This window comes from uncultured Roseobacter sp. (assembly GCF_947495025.1).
Lineage (GTDB): Bacteria > Pseudomonadota > Alphaproteobacteria > Rhodobacterales > Rhodobacteraceae > Roseobacter.
The window spans coordinates 253,714-272,405 of the sequence record NZ_CANLXG010000001.1 but is presented as its reverse complement, the minus strand read 5'-3'; the positions used below and the strand labels follow the sequence as shown (position 1 = coordinate 272,405).

General features: G+C 58.6%; 16 protein-coding genes. 10 read left to right on the top strand and 6 right to left on the bottom strand.

Annotated elements, in window-relative coordinates; genetic code table 11:
- Positions 1–9 precede the first annotated feature (9 nt).
- The 7 genes from Q0792_RS01320 to Q0792_RS01290 all read left to right on the top strand — a co-directional run bounded on the left by Q0792_RS01320 (position 10) and on the right by Q0792_RS01290 (position 7,104).
- Positions 10–987 carry an LLM class oxidoreductase gene (locus Q0792_RS01320; RefSeq protein WP_298835806.1) on the top strand — a complete coding sequence of 326 codons (978 nt, stop codon included), beginning with the start codon at positions 10–12 and terminating at the stop codon, positions 985–987.
- A 42-nt stretch (positions 988–1,029) separates the two neighbouring features.
- Positions 1,030–1,653: a methyltransferase gene (locus Q0792_RS01315; RefSeq protein WP_298835805.1), complete on the top strand. Its 624-nt coding sequence runs from the start codon at positions 1,030–1,032 to the stop codon at positions 1,651–1,653.
- Positions 1,654–1,913: 260 nt separating this feature from the next.
- On the top strand, positions 1,914–2,870 hold the full coding sequence (locus Q0792_RS01310; RefSeq protein ID WP_298835804.1) for a TAXI family TRAP transporter solute-binding subunit: 957 nt from the start codon (positions 1,914–1,916) through the stop codon (positions 2,868–2,870).
- 54 nt (positions 2,871–2,924) lie between these two features.
- Positions 2,925–4,697: a TRAP transporter fused permease subunit gene (locus Q0792_RS01305; protein WP_298835803.1), complete on the top strand. Its 1,773-nt coding sequence runs from the start codon at positions 2,925–2,927 to the stop codon at positions 4,695–4,697.
- A gap of 449 nt (positions 4,698–5,146) precedes the next feature.
- A complete protein-coding gene (locus Q0792_RS01300; RefSeq protein WP_298835802.1) occupies positions 5,147–5,731 on the top strand; it encodes a YceI family protein in 585 nt (194 codons plus the stop codon).
- Positions 5,732–5,849: 118 nt separating this feature from the next.
- Positions 5,850–6,380, top strand: a complete 531-nt coding sequence (locus Q0792_RS01295; RefSeq protein ID WP_298835801.1) for an RNA polymerase sigma factor — start codon at positions 5,850–5,852, stop codon at positions 6,378–6,380.
- Positions 6,370–7,104, top strand: coding sequence for a hypothetical protein (locus Q0792_RS01290; RefSeq protein WP_298835800.1), 735 nt, complete (start codon positions 6,370–6,372; stop codon positions 7,102–7,104). The genes Q0792_RS01295 and Q0792_RS01290 overlap by 11 nt, the downstream gene beginning before the upstream one ends.
- Positions 7,105–7,138: 34 nt before the next feature.
- On the opposite strand, the gene Q0792_RS01285 is transcribed toward Q0792_RS01290, so the two are convergent.
- The 3 genes from Q0792_RS01285 to Q0792_RS01275 form a co-directional block, all read right to left on the bottom strand.
- Positions 7,139–9,763 carry an EAL domain-containing protein gene (locus Q0792_RS01285; protein ID WP_298835799.1) on the bottom strand — a complete coding sequence of 875 codons (2,625 nt, stop codon included), beginning with the start codon at positions 9,761–9,763 and terminating at the stop codon, positions 7,139–7,141.
- A complete protein-coding gene (locus Q0792_RS01280; protein WP_298835798.1) occupies positions 9,760–11,004 on the bottom strand; it encodes an ABC transporter substrate-binding protein in 1,245 nt (414 codons plus the stop codon). Before Q0792_RS01280 ends, Q0792_RS01285 begins: the two co-directional genes overlap by 4 nt.
- A 148-nt stretch (positions 11,005–11,152) precedes the next feature.
- A complete protein-coding gene (locus Q0792_RS01275) occupies positions 11,153–14,194 on the bottom strand; it encodes an ABC transporter transmembrane domain-containing protein (protein ID WP_298835797.1) in 3,042 nt (1,013 codons plus the stop codon).
- 238 nt (positions 14,195–14,432) lie between these two features.
- Between Q0792_RS01275 and Q0792_RS01270 the strand changes: the two genes are divergently transcribed.
- A complete protein-coding gene (locus Q0792_RS01270) occupies positions 14,433–14,615 on the top strand; it encodes a hypothetical protein (RefSeq protein ID WP_298835796.1) in 183 nt (60 codons plus the stop codon).
- A 23-nt stretch (positions 14,616–14,638) separates the two neighbouring features.
- Here Q0792_RS01270 and Q0792_RS01265 read toward each other — a convergent pair whose 3' ends face one another.
- The 3 genes from Q0792_RS01265 to Q0792_RS01255 all read right to left on the bottom strand — a co-directional run bounded on the left by Q0792_RS01265 (position 14,639) and on the right by Q0792_RS01255 (position 17,156).
- On the bottom strand, positions 14,639–15,211 hold the full coding sequence (locus tag Q0792_RS01265; RefSeq protein WP_298835795.1) for a hypothetical protein: 573 nt from the start codon (positions 15,209–15,211) through the stop codon (positions 14,639–14,641).
- A 98-nt stretch (positions 15,212–15,309) separates the two neighbouring features.
- Positions 15,310–16,041: an RlmE family RNA methyltransferase gene (locus tag Q0792_RS01260; protein WP_298835794.1), complete on the bottom strand. Its 732-nt coding sequence runs from the start codon at positions 16,039–16,041 to the stop codon at positions 15,310–15,312.
- A complete protein-coding gene (locus Q0792_RS01255) occupies positions 16,041–17,156 on the bottom strand; it encodes a Ppx/GppA phosphatase family protein (protein WP_298835793.1) in 1,116 nt (371 codons plus the stop codon). Before Q0792_RS01255 ends, Q0792_RS01260 begins: the two co-directional genes overlap by 1 nt.
- 265 nt (positions 17,157–17,421) lie before the next feature.
- On the opposite strand from Q0792_RS01255, the gene Q0792_RS01250 reads away from it, so the two are divergent.
- Both Q0792_RS01250 and Q0792_RS01245 read left to right on the top strand, forming a co-directional pair.
- Complete coding sequence (locus tag Q0792_RS01250) at positions 17,422–17,718, top strand: virulence factor (protein ID WP_298835792.1); 297 nt, start codon at positions 17,422–17,424, stop codon at positions 17,716–17,718.
- Positions 17,719–17,765: 47 nt separating this feature from the next.
- On the top strand, positions 17,766–18,692 hold the full coding sequence (locus Q0792_RS01245; protein WP_298835791.1) for a methylenetetrahydrofolate reductase: 927 nt from the start codon (positions 17,766–17,768) through the stop codon (positions 18,690–18,692).

The window sequence follows — 18,692 nt, the reverse complement described above, 5'->3', positions numbered from 1 at the left end:
GATTTCATGATGAGCGACACCAGAGAGACCCGGTCCTTTCCAGCGTTTAACCGGGCTTATTCAGCGGCATTCAACCCCGGCAGGCTCACGGTTGGTCTGGTCACCCCGCTGGAGGCCTGTGCCTATGAGGAATTTCCCACCCTGGAGCGCCATATCGAGCGGGCGAAGCTGGCGGAGGCTCTCGGTTTTACGGCACTGTGGCTCAGGGATGTTCCCTTTCATGTACCGTCTTTCGGCGATGTTGGGCAGATGCTCGATCCGTTTGTCTACCTGGGCGCACTGGCGGCGGCGACTGACCGGATAGGGCTGGGCATCGCCAGCGCTGTCCTGCCCCTGCGCCACCCCGCTCACGTGGCCAAGAGTGCCGCATCTGTCGACATGCTGTCGGATGGACGGATGCTCCTGGGCATTGCCTCCGGTGACAGGCCGGAAGAATACCCTGCCCTTGCGATGGACTACGACAACCGCGGCGCCCGGTTCCGGGACAGTGTCGATTACATCCGGGCGACCTTTCAGGATTTTCCAACTTTTGACGGGCAACAGGGCCAGTTGAAGGGCTATATCGATATGCTGCCGAAACCCGTATCGGGACGTATCCCCATGTTCATCACCGGCGGGGCACAGCAGTCGTCTGAATGGGGGGCCGAACATGGTGACGGCTGGATCACCTATCCCCGCAGGCTCGAACAACAGGAGCAGATCGTCGCTGACTACCGCGCGCGTGTGAAAAATTTCTGTGATACCGACAAGCCGGTGATCCAGTCCCTCTATGTTGATGTGATGGAAAACTCCCGCATGCCGGCCCGCCCCATTGCGCTGGGCTATGCGGCCGGCACCGGTTTCCTGCGCGATCACCTGAAATCGCTGGAGGCAATCGGCGTGAACCACGTAATGCTCAACCTGCGCTACAATAACGCCGGCATCGAGCCCACTCTGGAACGGATTGCAAGCGAGATATTGCCGGACTTCTCGCAGAGTTTTCCATGAGATGGTCTGGAAAACGGACCATTTGAATGGCACAGTTCTGCAATGACAGATACCTCAGCCCCACTGAACAGCCGCTATGATGTCGCGGCCCCCCGCTGGGGCGACAAAATGCGCACCCTTGGATACTACGATGGTTATCTGGGGTTTCTCTCGGCGCCGGAAAATCAGAGCGGTCCGGATGTCAGCGTCACTGACGTCGGATGCGGCACCGCGTCATTTGCCGAAGCCTGGGTTGCAATAAACGGCGCGCCAGCCAGCCTGACCCTGATCGACCCCAGCCGCGCGATGCTCGAACGCGGTCTGGCCGCGCTGCAGTGCCGGGACGTTGAGCCAGGGCTGATACAGGCCCTGCTTGGACAGGCAGCGCCCCGTCCGTCGGACGTGGTCATGGCGGCCCATGTTATCGAGCATTGCCCCGACCCGCTGACGGCGCTTCGACAGCTCAGAGATCTTCTACGCCCGGGAGGCAGGCTGTACCTCGTGGTGTCGAAACCGCACTGGTGCAATTCGATCATCTGGCTGCAATGGCGGCACAGGACTTTTCGCCAGGACGAAATTACAGCGCTGCTCGGGGATGCAGGGTTTCATACAGACCGGGTCTACGCGTTCCCCTCAGGTCCGCCGTCGCGGACAAGTCGGGGCATTGTTGCAACCAGAACGGGGTGAACGGCTTTCTTTGCGGTCCTGTCAAACGCCGGATGCTCCGCCCTTTGCCGGTGCAGTTTATCATTCCCGGCCCGTCGCAGCGCCCCGTTCCGGCGGAGGCCGCAGGCGCGGATGGCACGAAAGACGGATGTTGCCGGTCAATCCGGATCAAACAGTATGCCCGGCTCATGACGCGCGTTTCTCTACAACCCCCTTGCGACAACAGCATAAAAACCCGATAGAATTTCCGTATCAATATTTGTCTCTGGGAGGGAGATGCCATGAAACACCTTGTAAAAACGCTCGTGGCTGTATCAGCAGCCGCACTTATGTCCACATCCGCATTCGCGCAGGAACGGATCACATACAAGTCGGCGAAAACCGCATCTTCCTATTATCAGATGGGCGTGCAGATTTCCGAGGCGATGCGCGCTGGCACGGATGGCGGCGTTGTTGTCACCGTCGAGGAGAGCCAGGGGTCTGTACAGAACGTGATGGAAGTCCGCGCGCGCGGTGGTGACTACGTTTTCACGACACCACCGGCTCTCGTGGGCCTTGCGCAACGCGGTGCAGCGATGTTCGAAGGTAAAGGAGACCCTGCCTTTGACGAAATCCGTGCCCTGTTTCCGATCCCTTCGCTGACAATGCATTTTGTGGTGTCCGAAGCGAGTGGCATCACCTCGTTCGAAGGTATGGAAGGCAAGACAATCCTGCTGGGCAGCGGATCGTTCGGCGCGCGTGAGGGCGAAAAATACCTCGGCCTCTTTGGTCTTGAAGGCAAGGTCACCCTGGCCGATTCCGAACTGTCGAACGCTGTGGCTGCTCTGAAAAACGGTCAGATTGATGGCTTTGTCACAGCAGGTTCCTATCCGGCACCAAACGTGATCGAAGCTGCGGCATCCACAGGTGTTACGGTTCTTTCCCTGTCGGACGACCAGGTAGCACAGACCAAACGGACACCACTGACCATTCCCGCAGGCACATACGCAGGTCAGGACGAAGACATCCTGACAACGTCTCTGCCGGTTGTCGCCTATACAACAACAGCAATGGACGACGAAACGGCCTATCTGCTGACCAGGACCTTCTGGGAGCAGCGCGATGAGATGGGAAGTGCGGCCGCCTGGTGGAATGGCATCAACCCCAACATGATTGCCAACATCACAACGCAAATTCATCCCGGCGCGCTCAGGTATTATGAAGAGACCGGCGCAGAAATTACTGACGCGCATCGCTGATTTACACATAAATGCCCGGCGCTTACCGCCGGGCATTAATCCGGGAACGTTTATATGACCGAAGACCGCTTCAGGACGCCCTGGGTCCTTCTGGGGCTTCTGATGATTGTGGCGCATCTCGGCCTCATCTTTTACGGACTTGTCCCCAATCTGGTGTCACGCCCGCTGCACCTCGCGATGATCCTGCCCTGGGTTTTTCTGTTCAGCTCCGCCGGAAAGCTGCGGTTTTCAACAGACGTTGTTCTGACCATTCTTGGTATCGGATGCTGTCTGTGGATTGCGCTCAACCATCAGAACCTCAAGGATCAGTACGGGTTTCTGGAAGGCCGGCTGCAAACTGCCATGGCCATATTCCTGCTGCTGCTTGTGATGGAGGGCGCACGCCGGATGATCGGCTGGCCGCTTCCTGCTGTTGCAGCCGTCATGCTGGCATACGGGCTTTTCGGGAACCTCATCCCGGGCGAATTCGGCCATTCCGGAACACCCCTTGGCAGCTTTCTTGGTACACTGACAATCGCCGAGGGCGGTATCTGGGGCAGCCTGACAGGTGTATCGGTGGGAGTTGTGGCCGTCTTTGTCATTTTCGGCGCCGTGCTGAACGCAGGCGAAGCCGGTCAGGGATTTATGAATGCTGCCAGCGCTGCTGCGGGCCGCCTGCGCGGTGGCGCCGCAAAAGTGTCGGTCCTGTCCTCTGCTCTTTTTGGCTCGATCTCCGGTTCGGCCTCCGCAAATGTAGCGTCCACAGGTGCTGTGACGCTGCCTGCAATGACAAAACTGGGCTATCCCAGACGCCTGGCTGCCGCGGTCGAGGCCGTTGCGTCTTCGGGCGGGCAGATCATGCCACCGCTGATGGGTGCCGGCGCATTCGTCATGGTTGAACTGACCGGTGTTCCCTACACAGAGATTATGTTTGCAGCAATCCTGCCGGCCGTGCTGTTCTTTGCTGCCGTCTGGCTGGGCATAGACGCCTACGCAACCCGGTATGATCTGAGAGAAGTTCCGGTCGACCAGCGGCCGGACAAGCGCGATGTGATCATAACATCTGCATTTTTTGTTGTTCCGTTCACGACGTTGCTCGTTGCGATGTTCGCATTCAGGTACACGCCGCAGTATTCCGCGGCACTGGCCATTTTCGTCGGCCTGATCGCATTGCTCTTCAATGGCAGGACCGGTTTTGATCCGAAACTGGCAGCCGGGCGTCTGGCAGCGGCCTGTGTCAACGCAGGGCGACAGATTGCGATGATCGGTTCAATTATCATCTGCGCATCAATTGTTATTGGCGTTCTTGGTATCACGGGCCTTGGGGTGAAACTGACCTCTTTCATTGTCTCGGGATCGGGTGGTCTGCTCTGGCCATCGCTGCTGCTGACCGCGCTTGCCTGCCTTCTGCTGGGCATGGAAGTCCCCACGACAGCGGCTTATGTCATCTGCGTATCGGTTGCAGGACCTGCCCTGATCGATCTCGGACTTGAACCACTTCAGGCGCATCTCTTTGTGTTCTGGTTTGCGCTTCTTTCCACCATCACCCCTCCGGTTTGTGGAGCAGTGTTCATCGCTGCGGGCATGGTCAGCGAGAACTGGCTGAAAGTGGCGCTGAGCGCGATGGCACTTGGCATCGGGCTGTACATCATTCCGCTGGGTATGATCGCGAACCCCGACATTATCCGTTTGCAGACTGATCCGGTCGGGTCGGGCATTGCTTTCCTGCAGATGGCTGTCGGCCTGGGGTGCTTGTCATTTGGCGTCATCTCGAACTGGACGTTTCCTGTTCGGGCCATGCTCTGTGCAACAGGAACCGGGGTCATATTTTTACGTCTGTTCGTCTGAGCGATGCCCTGCAGCCGGATCAGTTGTTTCCGCCAGAACGCGCGGATCCGCCCCCCTGCCAGAAATGAACAGACACAATGCCCGCGCTTTTTCTGTCGGTTGCCGCGTTTCCTCACGGGCAGAACGTCGCGCGCTCTGGCTGGTCCGGTACGATTGACCTGCCCGCGTTCAGGCTGAGATTCTGAGCGCGCGTCCCACGTGCACTGGCGCGCTTTCAGAGACCGGGAGATAAACTGTGCCAACCTTTCGCACGGCCGCAAGCCACCAGATTGCCGGCCGGTACTTTACGACTGGTCAGATGATGGATCTGAGTGCCGCCGCGTGACCGGCACACGGTTTTGTGATGGCAGGCTCTGCACTTATTTGCAGAAGCAACCGAATAAATCCGGCACCTGGCGCGTTTTCAGTATGTGGACGCTGTGTTCACTGACTTTGGGAGGCACCATCACATGAAGATTTTTGCAGGTTTCTGCAGCGCTCTGGCGCTCAGCGCGACAACAGCTCTGGCGGGAGGACACGCAGGCTGGGTTTCGGTCGACGACCAGTCCAGCGTCGCTTTCGGTTCGGTCAAAAACAGCGAATTTGGCGAAGTTCATCACTTTACGGATGTGTCCGGGAAAGTGAGTGAAGCTGGTGATCTCGAAATCAGCATCAATCTGGCTTCTGTACAGACAAACATCGACATCCGTAACGAGCGGATGAACGAGCATGTCTTTGCTTCCGGGCCGGTCAGCGCAGTGATCAGCGGACAGATTGACATGCAAGCGCTCTCAGCCCTCGGGACAGGCGACATAATGCTGGCGGATGTCGAAGCTGAACTGAGCTTTGCCGGCACCGAAAACGACATCGAGGCCCGGATGATGGTCGCGCGACTGGCTGAGGACCGCGTCCTGGTCACAACGGCTGACTTCATCATGCTGTCAACCGACGACCTTGGGATAACCGCGGGAATCGACAAGCTCATGGAACTTGCATCCCTCGACAGCATCACACGGGTCACGCCAGTGTCAGTTCGCATGGTGTTTGAAAAGTGACATACTTTGTAGCGAGTGTGCCCCTGCCTTGTCTGAACGGACAGGCCAGGGGTGTTTTTTCCGGTTCGGAGCCGGGGCGCAAATGAGGTAGCACTGTGACTGACCCGAAAGCGGAAAAATGAGCATCTGGCGCCGCAAAACGGCCGCTGAACAAATTGGTGACGTATTGCCGGAGGTTTTTCCGCGCCTCTGGCGTTACAGTCTCTCGCTGACCGGTAACCGGGACGCTGCAGATGATCTGGCGCAGGCCGCCTGTCTGCGTGCCATGGAAAACGCCACCCGTTTTGCCCCGGGCAGCGGTATAGACGCGTGGATGTTCCGGATAACACACAACCTGTGGATCAGCACACTGCGCAAGACAGCGGTTCGCACCGGCGGCGGGCTTGTCGCGGTAGATGAGACTGTCGTGGAGGATCCGGCACCGGGCCCTGAGCGGCAGGCGCTGAACCGCGAGGTTCTGCGGACGGTGCTGCGTCTGCCAGAGGCGCAGCGCGTTACGGTGATCCTTGTTTATGCTGAAGGCTACAGCTATCGCGAAGCGGCGGACATTCTGGATGTTCCGGTGGGAACAGTAATGAGCCGTCTGGCGACCGCGAGGGCCGCACTGGGACAGAAATTCCGCGATCAGGAGACGCAGGATGCAAGATAGGCACTTCACAGATGAGGAACTTGTCGCTTACCTGGACGGCGAAGCTGATCATGCGCCCGTGGCTCTGATTGATGCCGCTCTGGAGCGTGACCCGGTTCTGCGCCAGCGTGTCCGGGCTCTCGGACTGGACACGCTGGCCCTCAGGGCAGGCTACGAGACTCTCCTGAACCCTGCCCCGGCCAGCATCCCTGCCATGCAGACAACCGGTAACGGCTGGTTGCGCAGCACCAGCGTCGCTGCGGGTATCGCGCTGGCCGCCGGTATTGCCATCGGGGTTCTGATACCTGGTGGCAAAGATGATGGCTGGACAGAGTATGTTGCCGCCTACCAGGCGCTCTACTCCAGCAGCACACTTTCCCATATTTCCCCGGTGCCCTCAGATCAGCAACGGGAGCTGGCACGGGTTGGTGCGGCCATCGGCAAGCCGATTGACCTGGCACGCCTGACCGCTTTTCCTGACGCCGAGTACAAACGCGCCCAGGTTCTCAGTTTCGACGGCAGGGCGCTGGTACAGCTGGCGTTTCTGACCAGCACGGGCGAGCCGCTCGCGTTGTGTATCATCCGGTCAGACAATGTGCCTGCCGGACAGCCCGACACCCGCGAAATGGAAGGTATGCACGCGGCCAAATGGTCGGACGGCACCTATGAATATCTGCTCATCGGTGGATCAGATGACGCTCTGATCCGCAGGATGTCATCAGGATTTGCGGATACAGGGGTGTAAAACCCGAAGCCTCTTTACCCGACGACCGCGTCCTTTACGCCGGGCCTGCTGACACCGGACTGTCGCCGGAACCACTTTCGGAAACGGGCCGTGGCTGATGGTTTTTCATAAACTCCTGCAGATCCTCAAAACTCAGCGGCTGAGCAAAATGATACCCCTGCAGGGTCGAACAGCCCATTTCCATCATCAGATCTGCATGGGCTTCCGTCTCGACACCCTCTGCAGTTACTGCGATCCCGAGTGACCTGGAAATGTCTATGATGGAACGCACCATATCGCGACAGACGTCCGAGTCGGGTGCACCAAGTACCAGTCGCTGGTCGATTTTCAGAACGTCGGGATTGACCTGCATGAGACTGATCATCGACGCATGGCCCGAGCCGAAATCGTCAATCTCGATCTGAAGCCCCTCATCCTGAATGAGATCCAGGGCAAAATCCAGATATTCCTGCCGGTCGTCGAGGAAAACTGACTCAAGTATTTCAAAAGATACCCGGGTATCCCGGAAATTCTGACTGGCAATCAGCTGAACAAGTTCGGGATCTGCAATCCTGTTTGCGGTAACGTTGAAGGCGACTTTGGGAACGGGCATGCCGCTGTCTTCAAGGAATTTTATGTCCGACAACGCGCGTTGCGTGACCATCTTGTCCAGCCGCGTCAGCAATGACAACTGATCTGCAACGTCGAGGAAGGCCGATGGCGCAAGCGTCCCCATATCCGGCTGCTTCCAGCGCGCCAGCACTTCGACCCCGACAATCCTGCGGGTCTGCGCGTCAAACTGTGGCTGATAGAAGGGTACAAATTCGTCTCTGTCGAGGCCGATGCGGATAAGCTCTGCCGTGTCCCGGGTTTCAATGGCGGAATGGTGCAGTTTCGCGTCGTAGACAGCGACCTGATTGCGCCCGGCGGATTTGGCCGCATAAAGCGCTGTGTCCGCTGCACGTACCAGTTCCGCCGCATCGACGAGGCCACATCCGGATGAGGCGATGCCGAAACTGGCTCCTGTCAGGATCTGCTTCCCTTCATAGACGATCGGACGGACAATGCGCTCTCGGATATTTTCGGCGACAGAGCAGGCCTGCCTGAGGTCAACACCGGGCGCCAGCAGAATTATAAACTCATCCCCGCCTATCCGGACAGGCAGATCATCAGTTGAAACCTCTTCCCGCAGAATTTTGGCAACTTCGCACAGCACGTGGTCGCCTGCCTCGTGACCCATGGTATCGTTGACGTTTTTGAAGTGATCAAGATCGACACGGATGACCGATGTATCCGCCAGGCCCGCCATGCGGGTTCTTTTCTCAAACACCGCGTTGAATCGACGACGGTTTGCAAGGCCGGTCAGCTCGTCGTGGAGCGCCTGGTGCTCGATCGCTTCGCGGGCTTCGCGCAACCGTGTCTCCTGCGCTTTACGCTCACTCACATCACTTGAGATGGACATATAGCCATATGGCTTGCTGTGTTCATCAAACAGCGGCGCAATACTGATCCGTGCCCAGTAGGGAAACCCCAGTTTACTGTAATTCAGCAGTTCGACCCGCACAGGCTCGAGCGATGCCAGAGCCATTCGGATCTGATCCACCTCCATCGGGTCCGTATCGGCACCCTGCAGCAATGCGCCGGGCCGCTTGCCCACCAGCTCTTCGGGGCGATAGCCGGTCATGCGCGAAAAGGCCGGGTTACTCCAGACGATGTTTTCGTCGAGATCGGTAATCAGAATGCCCTCTTCGGCCTTGCGGGCAATTGCCGCCAGTTCACCGAGTTCTTTTTGCTGCTCGCGCAGCATGTTCCGCGAGGCTTCAAGGTCTGCATGGGGTTTCAGAATCGTCCGGCGACCAGCCCAGCCGAAGGCCGCAAAGGGAACAAAGAGCGCACCGGCAACCGCAATCATCGTGCTGGACACCAGCTCCTGCCCGACCCGCGACACGATGGACAGGTCAGGTTTGAGCACCACAGACAGATCGGAGACAGACAAAACAGCACTGTGTTCGGCCAACCGGACAGCGGTTGTATCTGTTTTCAGAATTCGAAACGGCGCCCCCATCTGTGCCTCACCTGACCGGCCAAGCCCGGGAATGAGATCTGCGATGGCAACGACAGCACCTTCGGGCAGGCCACGGTTCATGACAGGCACCGCTATCAGAATGTGACCCGGACCCTGCTGCTCTGCTTCCGGTGCGCTGATCCAGTTTGCGCGAGGCCCGGCGGAAACCATCGCCCGGCGGGCAAGCTCACTGGCCTTGTCCTTAAGTTTCCGACTGACTGCCGGACCGATCTGCGCCTGCTGCCGCGGTGCCTCATATCCCGCGATTTCTTCTGCCAGAAAATCAAAAAAGTAAACTTTGCGAAGTCCCTGTGGCAGTGCCAGATCGTCCAGCCTGTCAAGCGTCTGATCCGCTGTGATCGCGTTTCCAACAACAAACGAAACAAGATTGGGCTCGGAAGCGATGTATTCTGACAGGCTTAATACAGGCTCAATCCGCTGGTCGATCTCCGTTGCTTCACGTTCGACATAGACATCCGCGGCCTCGCGCTGGGCTTCGACAAGAAACGGGCGCGACGTCAGCCATACGGCAGTAGCAGAGCTGATAACCGCAAAAACAAAAACGCCGCCAAGCAGCATCCAGAATACATGATATATTGATACTTTAGGGGTCATTGCCGCAGGCTGGCCCCGCGATCAGGCAGAACGAGCCGTCCATCCCGGGAAAACCCCGCGACGCAAAGATCCGAAAGCCCGAGTGCTTCGTGCGCATCCGGGTCCGAGATGCTGTACCGGCGAAAAGGCCGGTTGTAGGTTTTCAGTATTCCTTCAACAGGTTTCTGCAGGTTTTCCAGTGCATGACGCAACAGAGCCCGTCGCCCTTGCATGTCGGCTCCGGCCCAGTCTTCAGACAACACGGCCTGCCCGAGCGCCACAACAAGGATGCGGGTAAGATCGTAACCATGGACAAATCCGGCAACCGACGGCACGTCAGAAAGAGACCGAAAAACGGTATTTCCATCGCCTGCCATGTCCAGTGCCCTCTTTACCTCAGGACGTCCGGCCTCTTCCGCGTGAAGCCCGCAGGTCTGCAGGACTTCTATCTGCATTTCCTCGCGTATCTCATTTGCAACGCTGCCTGGAAAATCCCCGGCCATAATCCCCCAGTGGCTGATGACACGAACGGGGGCGCTTTCGGTAAACAGCTTGCGAACAATCAGCGCTCCGTTGGCGTCATTCGCCAGCATGATGGCACAATCAATACCAGCCTCGCGCACTTCGACGGCGATGCGCGACGCTTCGGTAGCACCGACCGTTCCGGAAAACATCCAGACACCCGGCTGCTCCTCCAGCCTGCCCTCAAAACTCTTGAGCAAAGCGATCCGGTTCACCCGACCCCAGCCGGTGTCCATCAGCAACAAGCCGGGCCTTGTGCAGTTGTGAACGTCGACAACCCGACCCACCAGAAATTCAGCCGATTTAGTATCATCAATGGACACGCGGAAAATCCAGTTTGTCTGGCCCTCGGCCGCGCGGGTCACAGGGCCGGCGGCCGACCAGGGAAGAAGAAGCAGGATACCGTTTTCGTTGATAAATTTCCGGTTCGTCAGGTAAGGCGGCGACTGGACGCCCCCGATCACGGCCAGGGCTTCGGGATCTGACACAAAAGTCCTGAGCGTTTGAAGCGAACGCTTTGCATTGGCCCGGTTGTTGAACAGCATGACATCAAGCGACAGATCGCCGACCCTGCCACCGACCTCGCGGAGCGCTGTTCTGACCCCGAGTTCGATCGCCTCGGCCGCCTGCGCGCCATGAGAGAAGTCGGCGTCGATATAGAGCCGTACAGGCTCCGCCGATACCGGTGACGCCATCAAAAACGCGGCAATCACCAGACTTTTCAGCCCTCGAAAACGCATAAAACCCTCTTGGTCCACCCGGTCAAGGAAAAGCCTTCCCGGTCAGCGCACAATATTGCCGCAGAACGCACCAAAGGATTAACCGGTGGTCGCAAACACCGGTACACTGCTCACTCTTTACGTTGAATTTTCGTAAAACCGATAGGCGTCAGGATGTATATCCCGCCACCACCTGCAACAGTCTGAACGACGTTGCCGCGTCGTTTTCAACAACTGCCAGAAACTCTTCTGTACCCAGCCGCAGCGCCTCAAAATCAGTTTCCGCCCTCAGTGTGAGCGCCCTCGGAACATTCCGGATCAGACCCAGTTCACCAACCAGCTGACCGGGTCCGGCCAGCGCAATCTGCTGAATGCCCGTATCCGCATCCGGATTATACAGGCCAGCCGTCCCCGACAGGATCATATATGCACCGTCGACGGGATCATCGTTCTTGGTGAAAATGGTTTCACCGGGCGCCGCGCGATACCAGCGTGCACCAAAGGCCAGCAGCCGCAACTGGCGTCTGCTGAGCCCCGAAAAAAGATCTGTCGCCTCGAGAGCACGCACTTTGCGCATCAGATCAGCGCCTGCCGCTGTTTCGTCGGCGGGAACCGCACCTGTTCCGTCCGTTATCAGGCGGCCCTGTACAATCTCGATGTGCACATCGAATACGTCCCGTTCCTCGAAACTCTCGCCCAGATAGATCAGCATGGTATCTGGCAGCAGTCTGCACAGGTTTCTGTGCATCTGCACACGCACGGACTGATCAAATCCGGCCAGAGCCTGTTCCAGTATCAGGATATCCGGCCGTTTGACGGCCGCCCGGCAGAGCGCCAGCGGTTCTGCGAACACCGCCGGAAGATCTCCGCCATTCCGACCCAGCGGCAGATCATATATCAGCGCCATCACATCAGGGCGCAGTCCCTGCGCCTCGAGCGCTGACGACACGATGCGGCGCAACTCGTCCACGCGCGCCCCCGCCGCGTCCGAGACTTTGCCGAAGAGCGCGTTTTCAAGAACGGAAAGACCGGGGGCAACGGCGGTATCATCAAGTGGCACAAACAGATCGCTCAGGTCATCTGAGGCCACACTGAGAACACTCTGTCTGCGCTTAAGAACTTCATTCTTGATGCTCTCTGAGAAAGCAGGACCGATCTGTTCCGCGGTGATCTGGGCAGGCAGGCTCATCAGAAGGCGCCGGTCTTCTTCAGGCAGTGGCGCGTCCGGGTTCAGACGCAGACGCCGGCGAACAGTGACCGAACGTTCATACAGTGCCGGGTCGAGCCCCAGCTTGCGAAACAGAGGGTGTTCGGTGCCATCTGTGCCAAAGGTCTGGTTCAGCAGGCCGACAACGTCCAGCGCCAGATCGAGAAGCCCCTGTTCGAGCCCCATCTGTGCCAGCACCTCGAAAAGGTCTGAACGGTTCGCCAGTTCGCTCTGCGTCATCGGCTGTCGCGGTGTGGCAAAAAAGATGTTGCCTGCCACGGTCAGCGCCGGATTATAGACCAGCGGGTCAAACGGAAAAACGTGACGGGACAGGCCGGCTTTTTCCACAGCGGACCGGATAGCCGGTCGTGCGGCCACGATGCCGGCGCGCAGCCTTTCGTTTTCCTGACCCGTCATGATCTGATCAAGGGACCGGCGGAACAGCATTTCACCCGATCCGGTCGCATCAACAAGCGTCAGCCACCAGGACCGCAGGTCTTCGGCGGAAGACAGTCCGGCAGACTGCGGGTCAAGCCAGTCACCGCCGGCCAGATCAGCACTGTTCCCCGCTGCAACAGCCTCCCGGATAAGCTGGTTTGCCTCCGTATCATGAGATCCCGCGGGAGTGCTGCGCAGAGCCATCATAACGTTGTCGCCGAACGACCCCTGAAAAAGGACCGGCCGGTTCCCCGCATGACCGATGCGCGCCGAAATAACGCGCTGGTGCAGACCGGAAAGAGGCTGGCCGGAGACTGTGACCGTACCGTTCACAGGTGTGACCTCACGGATCAGCACATCCGCCAGAGCCCTCCGGTCCTGCTCACTTGCAGCTGTCACCGCAACCACCGAACCTTTGGGGAACACAGCGGATACGCCGTCCAGCACCAGGTTGCCGTCTGCATCGACCACGCTGATATCATCCAGTTCAACCGCACCATCCAGCCGCGGTACGGAAGCCGGCTCTCCCTGCATCAGATCTTCGGAAATCACACCCGAGGGTGCGAACCGTTCCATCACGGTTTCCCAGCGCAGGCTCATATCCTGAGCCTGATTGTAATAGGTAAGCAACTCTTTCCATGGCGAGCTGAGGTCTTTGTAGGCCGCCAGCGCCGCAACGAGTGCCCCGAGCGAAACGGCCCCCTGAATGACCAGGTAACCGCCCACGGAAAAGAAGAAGAATGGTGTAAGTTGTGTAATGAAGTTGTTGATAAACTTCATGAAAAACTTTTTCTGATAGATCTGGAACCGGATTTTGTAAACCACACCAAGACGTTCCGTGATCATGGCAAGCCGGTAGCGCCAGCCGCCGTGCATTCGCAACTCTGACGCGCCGGCGGCACTTTCACCGATCATTGCGGCCAGTGTGCGCACCTCCCGTATTCGCTTTTTGTTCATCAGATTGATCTGACGCTGAAGCTTTGGGATCAGCCAGGCCTGAAGCGGGATGAGTGCAACGGCGGCGAGACCGAACCAGACACTCTGCAAAAACAGAAAGACAAGAATGGTCAGCATCTGACCGGCCTGCAGAACGGGTTGCGTCAGAGCGTCCCCCATCATGCCACCCATCGGCTCTGTCTCTCCGGTGATCATTGCGACAAGCTCACCTTCGGAAGTGCGCTGGAAATAGGGCCGTGGGAACCGCAGCATCCGCGCGATCAGACCATAGCGCAGACGTCGCAGCATGCGTTCCGACAGCACGCCCTTCATCGTGTTGATGCGCATTTTCAGCAGGCCGTGGCAGAGTACGGCCAACAGGAACGCGCCGCAGAGCACCCAGAGAAACGCCACCTGATCCAGTTGCATGCCGAACAGATTGACAACCGACGTCTGTGAGCCGATCGCGTCGTTGATGATGCGTTTGGGCAGCTCAAGTGTCAGAAACAGAAAGGGAAACAAGGTGCAGGTAAAGACAAGCAGGACAAACTGGTCCCGCTTTGAGTGCTTCCAGATAAACTGAAAAAGTGTCTTTTCGATCCTGCGTACCCCCAGCTCTCGGGGTTTCATCCCTGCACCTTTGTAGGAGCGCTGTGATTTTGCCGCAAAGGTTTTTCTGCAAACCTGCAGAAAAACAAAGACTTCTTCAGCCAGCAGTTGAAACCAGCGTGATGTCTGCCCCCCGCGTCGGGTATCGCCCGCACGAAAATGGCGGGCCTTTCTGCCACCGGCCTGCCGCTGCTGTGCCGAAACTCTGCCGCAGTTGCTGTGTATTCGAAGACCGGACATCACCAGCGACGGATCAGACATGACCCCAGGACAGTATGAGAAGACACGCCGGTACGGGCGCCTTTTTGAACTGATACGTCAGGAAAACCAGGCAGAAGTTACTGCCGGACGCGTGGTGCATACCGAGGTGCGCGCGGCGTCACAGGCTGATCTTGACCGTTTGCTCAGATCAGCACAGAATTCATTGCAGGCGCGCGCCTGACGGGCGCCTGCAACAAGGAGATATCAGAAGAACGCTTCTGCATTGAGACCAATTGTCATGGCCCCGACAACTTCGCCCGTTTCAGGGTCTGTCAGCGAAACTGAAATCTGTCCCTGGTAGGTCTGCGAGCTTTCGTCAAACTCAATGGCGTCGACAAAAACCGCGCCGGACCCGGCACCATAGCTTTTTGAGTATTTGTCTTCATCACCCTGCCAGTAGTCAGAAGTAATATCACTGGCAGCGACGTTCAGGCCAAGCGCATCCATTACAAAGATCTCGGTGATCCGCCCGCCGGAGTCGGCAACCTTCTGCTTGAGAAATGCAGACAGATCGCGCCCCATCACTTCGCTGATGAATGGCTGATCCGTTACGCCGACCTGGGCGCGCCAGGTATTGTCCCACTCGATGATCTGGGCTTCGCTCGCGCCGGCGGTCACTGCATTCTGCTCGATAACGGCAGAAATGACATCAGGGCTCATGGCCCAGTCCATAACGTTGCTGTCTACAAACGCCCGCATCGCGGGCGGAGCATCCACGGCCTGAGCGATACTGGCTGCAAGCACCAGGGGTGCAGAGAGGAGAATTTTGCGGAACATGGGTACCCGTCCTTTGAGTTGCTCTGGCCCGGAAACATCTTCGGGCCCCGACGGGATGCTAGACATGACAGGCTTAAGGTCCGGTAAAAGGTCGTGCTTCAGCCCCGAAAGCCCGTTGCCACAACAAATTTTTCGGAACTGTCTGAGCGGGACGCCGGCGGTTTGATGTTGGCAACCCTGTCGAATCGCTGCTTGAGAAGTTTCTGCAACTCTCCTTCGGCACCGCCTGCCAGAACCTTGGCCACAAAGGTGCCACCCTCGTCCAGAACGTCAAAGGCAAACCAGGCTGCGGCCTCGCAAAGCGCGATAATGCGCAGATGGTCAGTCTGCTTGTGCCCTGAACTGGAGGCAGCCATATCAGACATGACCACATCAGCCTTTCCCCCGAGCCATTCGCGCACCTGCAGGTCAGCGTCGTCTGCCATAAAATCCAGCTGGTAGAGCTCGCATCCGGCGATCGGTTCCATCTCCTGCAGATCAATTCCGAGAATACTGCCGACGGCCTTGCCCTGTTTTTCCCCCAGCGCATTGACCCGCTTCACCGCAACCTGACACCAGCCGCCCGGCGCAGCGCCCAGATCCACGACCCGGGCGCCGGGCACCAGAAACCGGTATTTGTCGTCGAGTTCCATGATCTTGTATGCCGCCCTGCCCCGGTACCCTTCGGCCCGCGCGCGTTTGACATAAGGGTCATTCAGCTGGCGCTGCAGCCAGCGTGTTGAGCTGAGCTTGCGGCCGCGGGCGGACTTTACCTTGACCTTGAGGTCACGCTGACCCCGGCCGGACGTGTTTTTGCCTGTTGGCGTTTTGCCACCCGGTATTTTCGCCATCAGAAAGCCCCCTCAGCAAGTACACCGTCGGCGCTCATCTGTGCATACAGCAATCCCTCGCGCAGGCCACGGTCCGCCACAGACAGACGATCTGTCGGCCAGCAGCGCATCAGGGCCTGCAGAATCGCCGCCCCGGACATGATCAGCGCCTGCCGGTCCTGACCGATCCGCGGGTCGGCACGGCGGCCTTCGGGGCCAAGCGCCAGATACGACCGGATCACCCGCTCAATCTCATCGGTGGTCATATGCAGACCGTCCACTTTTGTGCGATCATAGCGCTTGAGCCCCAGATGGCTTGCTGCAACTGTCGTGACAGTGCCCGAGGTTCCGACAATCTGAAATTTCTCATGCACATGCGTGTCGTGATACGGTGCGAAATCCGAGAGGTTCTCCTCGAAAAACCAGCTCATCAGCGCAAAGCGTGCGGCATCGTCCTCGACATCACTGAACTGATCGCGCAGGGTTGCCACCCCCAGCGGAACGGATATCCAGTCCACAACACGTGCTGTCGGTTCATCCGCATGACCCGCCCCGAAACCCTGATGCAGGCGCATTATAGAGCCCGACCGTTCACGCGGGGGAACGTCGCTCAGGTCGATCCAGACCAGTTCTGTTGATCCGCCACCAATGTCCACCACCAGGAGGTTCTCTGTTGTGCTGCTGACAAGCGGGGCACAGGAAATCACCGCCAGACGGGCCTCTTCCTGCGGCTTGATAATGTCGAGCTGAAGACCGGTTTCACGCTGAACCCGGCGGATGAATTCACGCGCATTTCGCGCGCGGCGGCAGGCCTCGGTTGCCACCAGCCGCATCCGCCGCACCCTGTTACGGCGCAGTTTCTGCTGACAGATCCGCAACGCCTGTATCGTCCGGCTCATCGAGCCGTGCGAGAGCCTGCCGGTCTTTTCCAGGCCGGCCCCAAGCTGAACAGACTTGGAAAAGCTGTCCACGACGCTGAAACCCGACCCCTGTGGCTGGGCGATCAGCATGCGGCAACTGTTTGTACCGAGGTCCAGCGCTGCGTACAGCTCACCGGGCCTCGGCGGAACTGGCGCGGGGCTCAGAGCCGTCGTCTGGTCGAGCGCGCCCGCACCTTTGGGACGCTGTGGCGCCATTATCTGCGCCTTTCATTTCGAGTTGCCTCCAACCTAGACACTGGGTCGCTGCAGCGCAAGCGCCGGGATTGTCCGCAATCCGGCCACCATGACCAACGCTCACAAAGATGATGAGAATTTCCACGGGCCCGGCCCTCGCCCTGCGGGGCCGGAAAGGTTACATGATCAGGTGAGGTCGCTGAAAGCGCGTGTTCTGTCGAAAAACGACGCAGAACCCGCCCATGCAGCCGTTAGACAGAGTCGGGAAACGTACGGGGAATCACCAATGCCTGAAGTGACTGTTGTGTACTGGAGAGACATCCCTGCCCAGGTCATCGTGGGCAAAGGGCGGCGTGGTGCCAAACGCCCCCTGCCCGAGCGTTTTGAACAGGCCATCGACCGCGCAGCCATGAAGACCGGGGCTGCGGATACGGATGCCTATCTGGCCGAATGGCGCAAAGCAGCGCCCTACAGCATGGACGGCAATCCGGATGAGATTGCCGATGCAGAAGCCGCCCGCATCGATACGGAATACGACCAGGCCCGTATCAGAACCCTGATTGATAACGACGGCTGGGCCTGACCCTGCCGTCTCTGTCTGCCACCCTCTTGTCCGGGAAGGAACGCCTCATGGCTCTTCTGAATTTCAGACGCAAAGACACCGAAACGCCCAAAGGCGCGTCACCGCAGGTCGAGGCCTTTTTACAGGACTATTCAATCGAGGTCATGCCCCGCACGGCCGAAAAAGTAGACAACTTCCGCGACCTTCTGCCCACAGGCACACGGGTTTATATCGCCCACATCGAAGGCACACCCATCGAGGACATGGTCCGTACAGCAGCACGGCTGAATGACGACGGTTTTCAGGTTATGCCGCATTTTCCCGCGCGCATTATCAGAGACAGGGCGACACTGGCCGACTGGATTGCCCGTTACCAGGGTGAGGCCGATGTGAAACAGGCGCTGCTGCTGGCCGGTGGCGTTGCGCAGCCGCTGGGCGATTTCGACAGCTCGATGCAGCTCATGGAAACCGGGCTTTTTGACGCCGCCGGTTTTACCCGTCTGCATGTCGCGGGTCACCCCGAAGGCAACCGGGACATTGATCCTGACGGCGGTACCGGCAATGTGGATGCAGCGCTGCGCTGGAAAAACGATTTCCAGACACGCACGGATGCGCAGATGGCGCTGGCCACGCAGTTCGCGTTTGACGCAAAGCCAATCATCGCCTGGGCTGACGGACTGAAAGACGCCGGCATCACTCTGCCCGTTCACATCGGCATCGCGGGACCTGCCAAACTGCAGACACTGATCAAGTTCGCAATCGCCTGTGGCGTGGGTCCCTCACTCAAAGTGCTGCAGAAGCGCGCACTGGATGTCACCAAACTGTTGCTGCCCTATGAGCCGACGGACGTGCTGAACGATCTTGCCGCGCACAGAGCCGCTGATCCGGACTTCAATATCTCGAACGTACACTTCTTCCCGCTGGGTGGCATAAAAACCAATGCGACCTGGGCCATTGAAAACGGCGGCAGCGCAGCTGTCCCCGCCAACGCGTGA

Coding starts and splice junctions, on each gene's coding strand:
- Q0792_RS01320 (WP_298835806.1), top strand. CDS start 10: ATGAGCGACACCAGAGAGACCCGGTCCTTTCCAGCGTTTAACCGGGCT.
- Q0792_RS01315 (WP_298835805.1), top strand. CDS start 1,030: ATGACAGATACCTCAGCCCCACTGAACAGCCGCTATGATGTCGCGGCC.
- Q0792_RS01310 (WP_298835804.1), top strand. CDS start 1,914: ATGAAACACCTTGTAAAAACGCTCGTGGCTGTATCAGCAGCCGCACTT.
- Q0792_RS01305 (WP_298835803.1), top strand. CDS start 2,925: ATGACCGAAGACCGCTTCAGGACGCCCTGGGTCCTTCTGGGGCTTCTG.
- Q0792_RS01300 (WP_298835802.1), top strand. CDS start 5,147: ATGAAGATTTTTGCAGGTTTCTGCAGCGCTCTGGCGCTCAGCGCGACA.
- Q0792_RS01295 (WP_298835801.1), top strand. CDS start 5,850: ATGAGCATCTGGCGCCGCAAAACGGCCGCTGAACAAATTGGTGACGTA.
- Q0792_RS01290 (WP_298835800.1), top strand. CDS start 6,370: ATGCAAGATAGGCACTTCACAGATGAGGAACTTGTCGCTTACCTGGAC.
- Q0792_RS01285 (WP_298835799.1), bottom strand. CDS start 9,763: ATGACCCCTAAAGTATCAATATATCATGTATTCTGGATGCTGCTTGGC.
- Q0792_RS01280 (WP_298835798.1), bottom strand. CDS start 11,004: ATGCGTTTTCGAGGGCTGAAAAGTCTGGTGATTGCCGCGTTTTTGATG.
- Q0792_RS01275 (WP_298835797.1), bottom strand. CDS start 14,194: ATGAAACCCCGAGAGCTGGGGGTACGCAGGATCGAAAAGACACTTTTT.
- Q0792_RS01270 (WP_298835796.1), top strand. CDS start 14,433: ATGACCCCAGGACAGTATGAGAAGACACGCCGGTACGGGCGCCTTTTT.
- Q0792_RS01265 (WP_298835795.1), bottom strand. CDS start 15,211: ATGTTCCGCAAAATTCTCCTCTCTGCACCCCTGGTGCTTGCAGCCAGT.
- Q0792_RS01260 (WP_298835794.1), bottom strand. CDS start 16,041: ATGGCGAAAATACCGGGTGGCAAAACGCCAACAGGCAAAAACACGTCC.
- Q0792_RS01255 (WP_298835793.1), bottom strand. CDS start 17,156: ATGGCGCCACAGCGTCCCAAAGGTGCGGGCGCGCTCGACCAGACGACG.
- Q0792_RS01250 (WP_298835792.1), top strand. CDS start 17,422: ATGCCTGAAGTGACTGTTGTGTACTGGAGAGACATCCCTGCCCAGGTC.
- Q0792_RS01245 (WP_298835791.1), top strand. CDS start 17,766: ATGGCTCTTCTGAATTTCAGACGCAAAGACACCGAAACGCCCAAAGGC.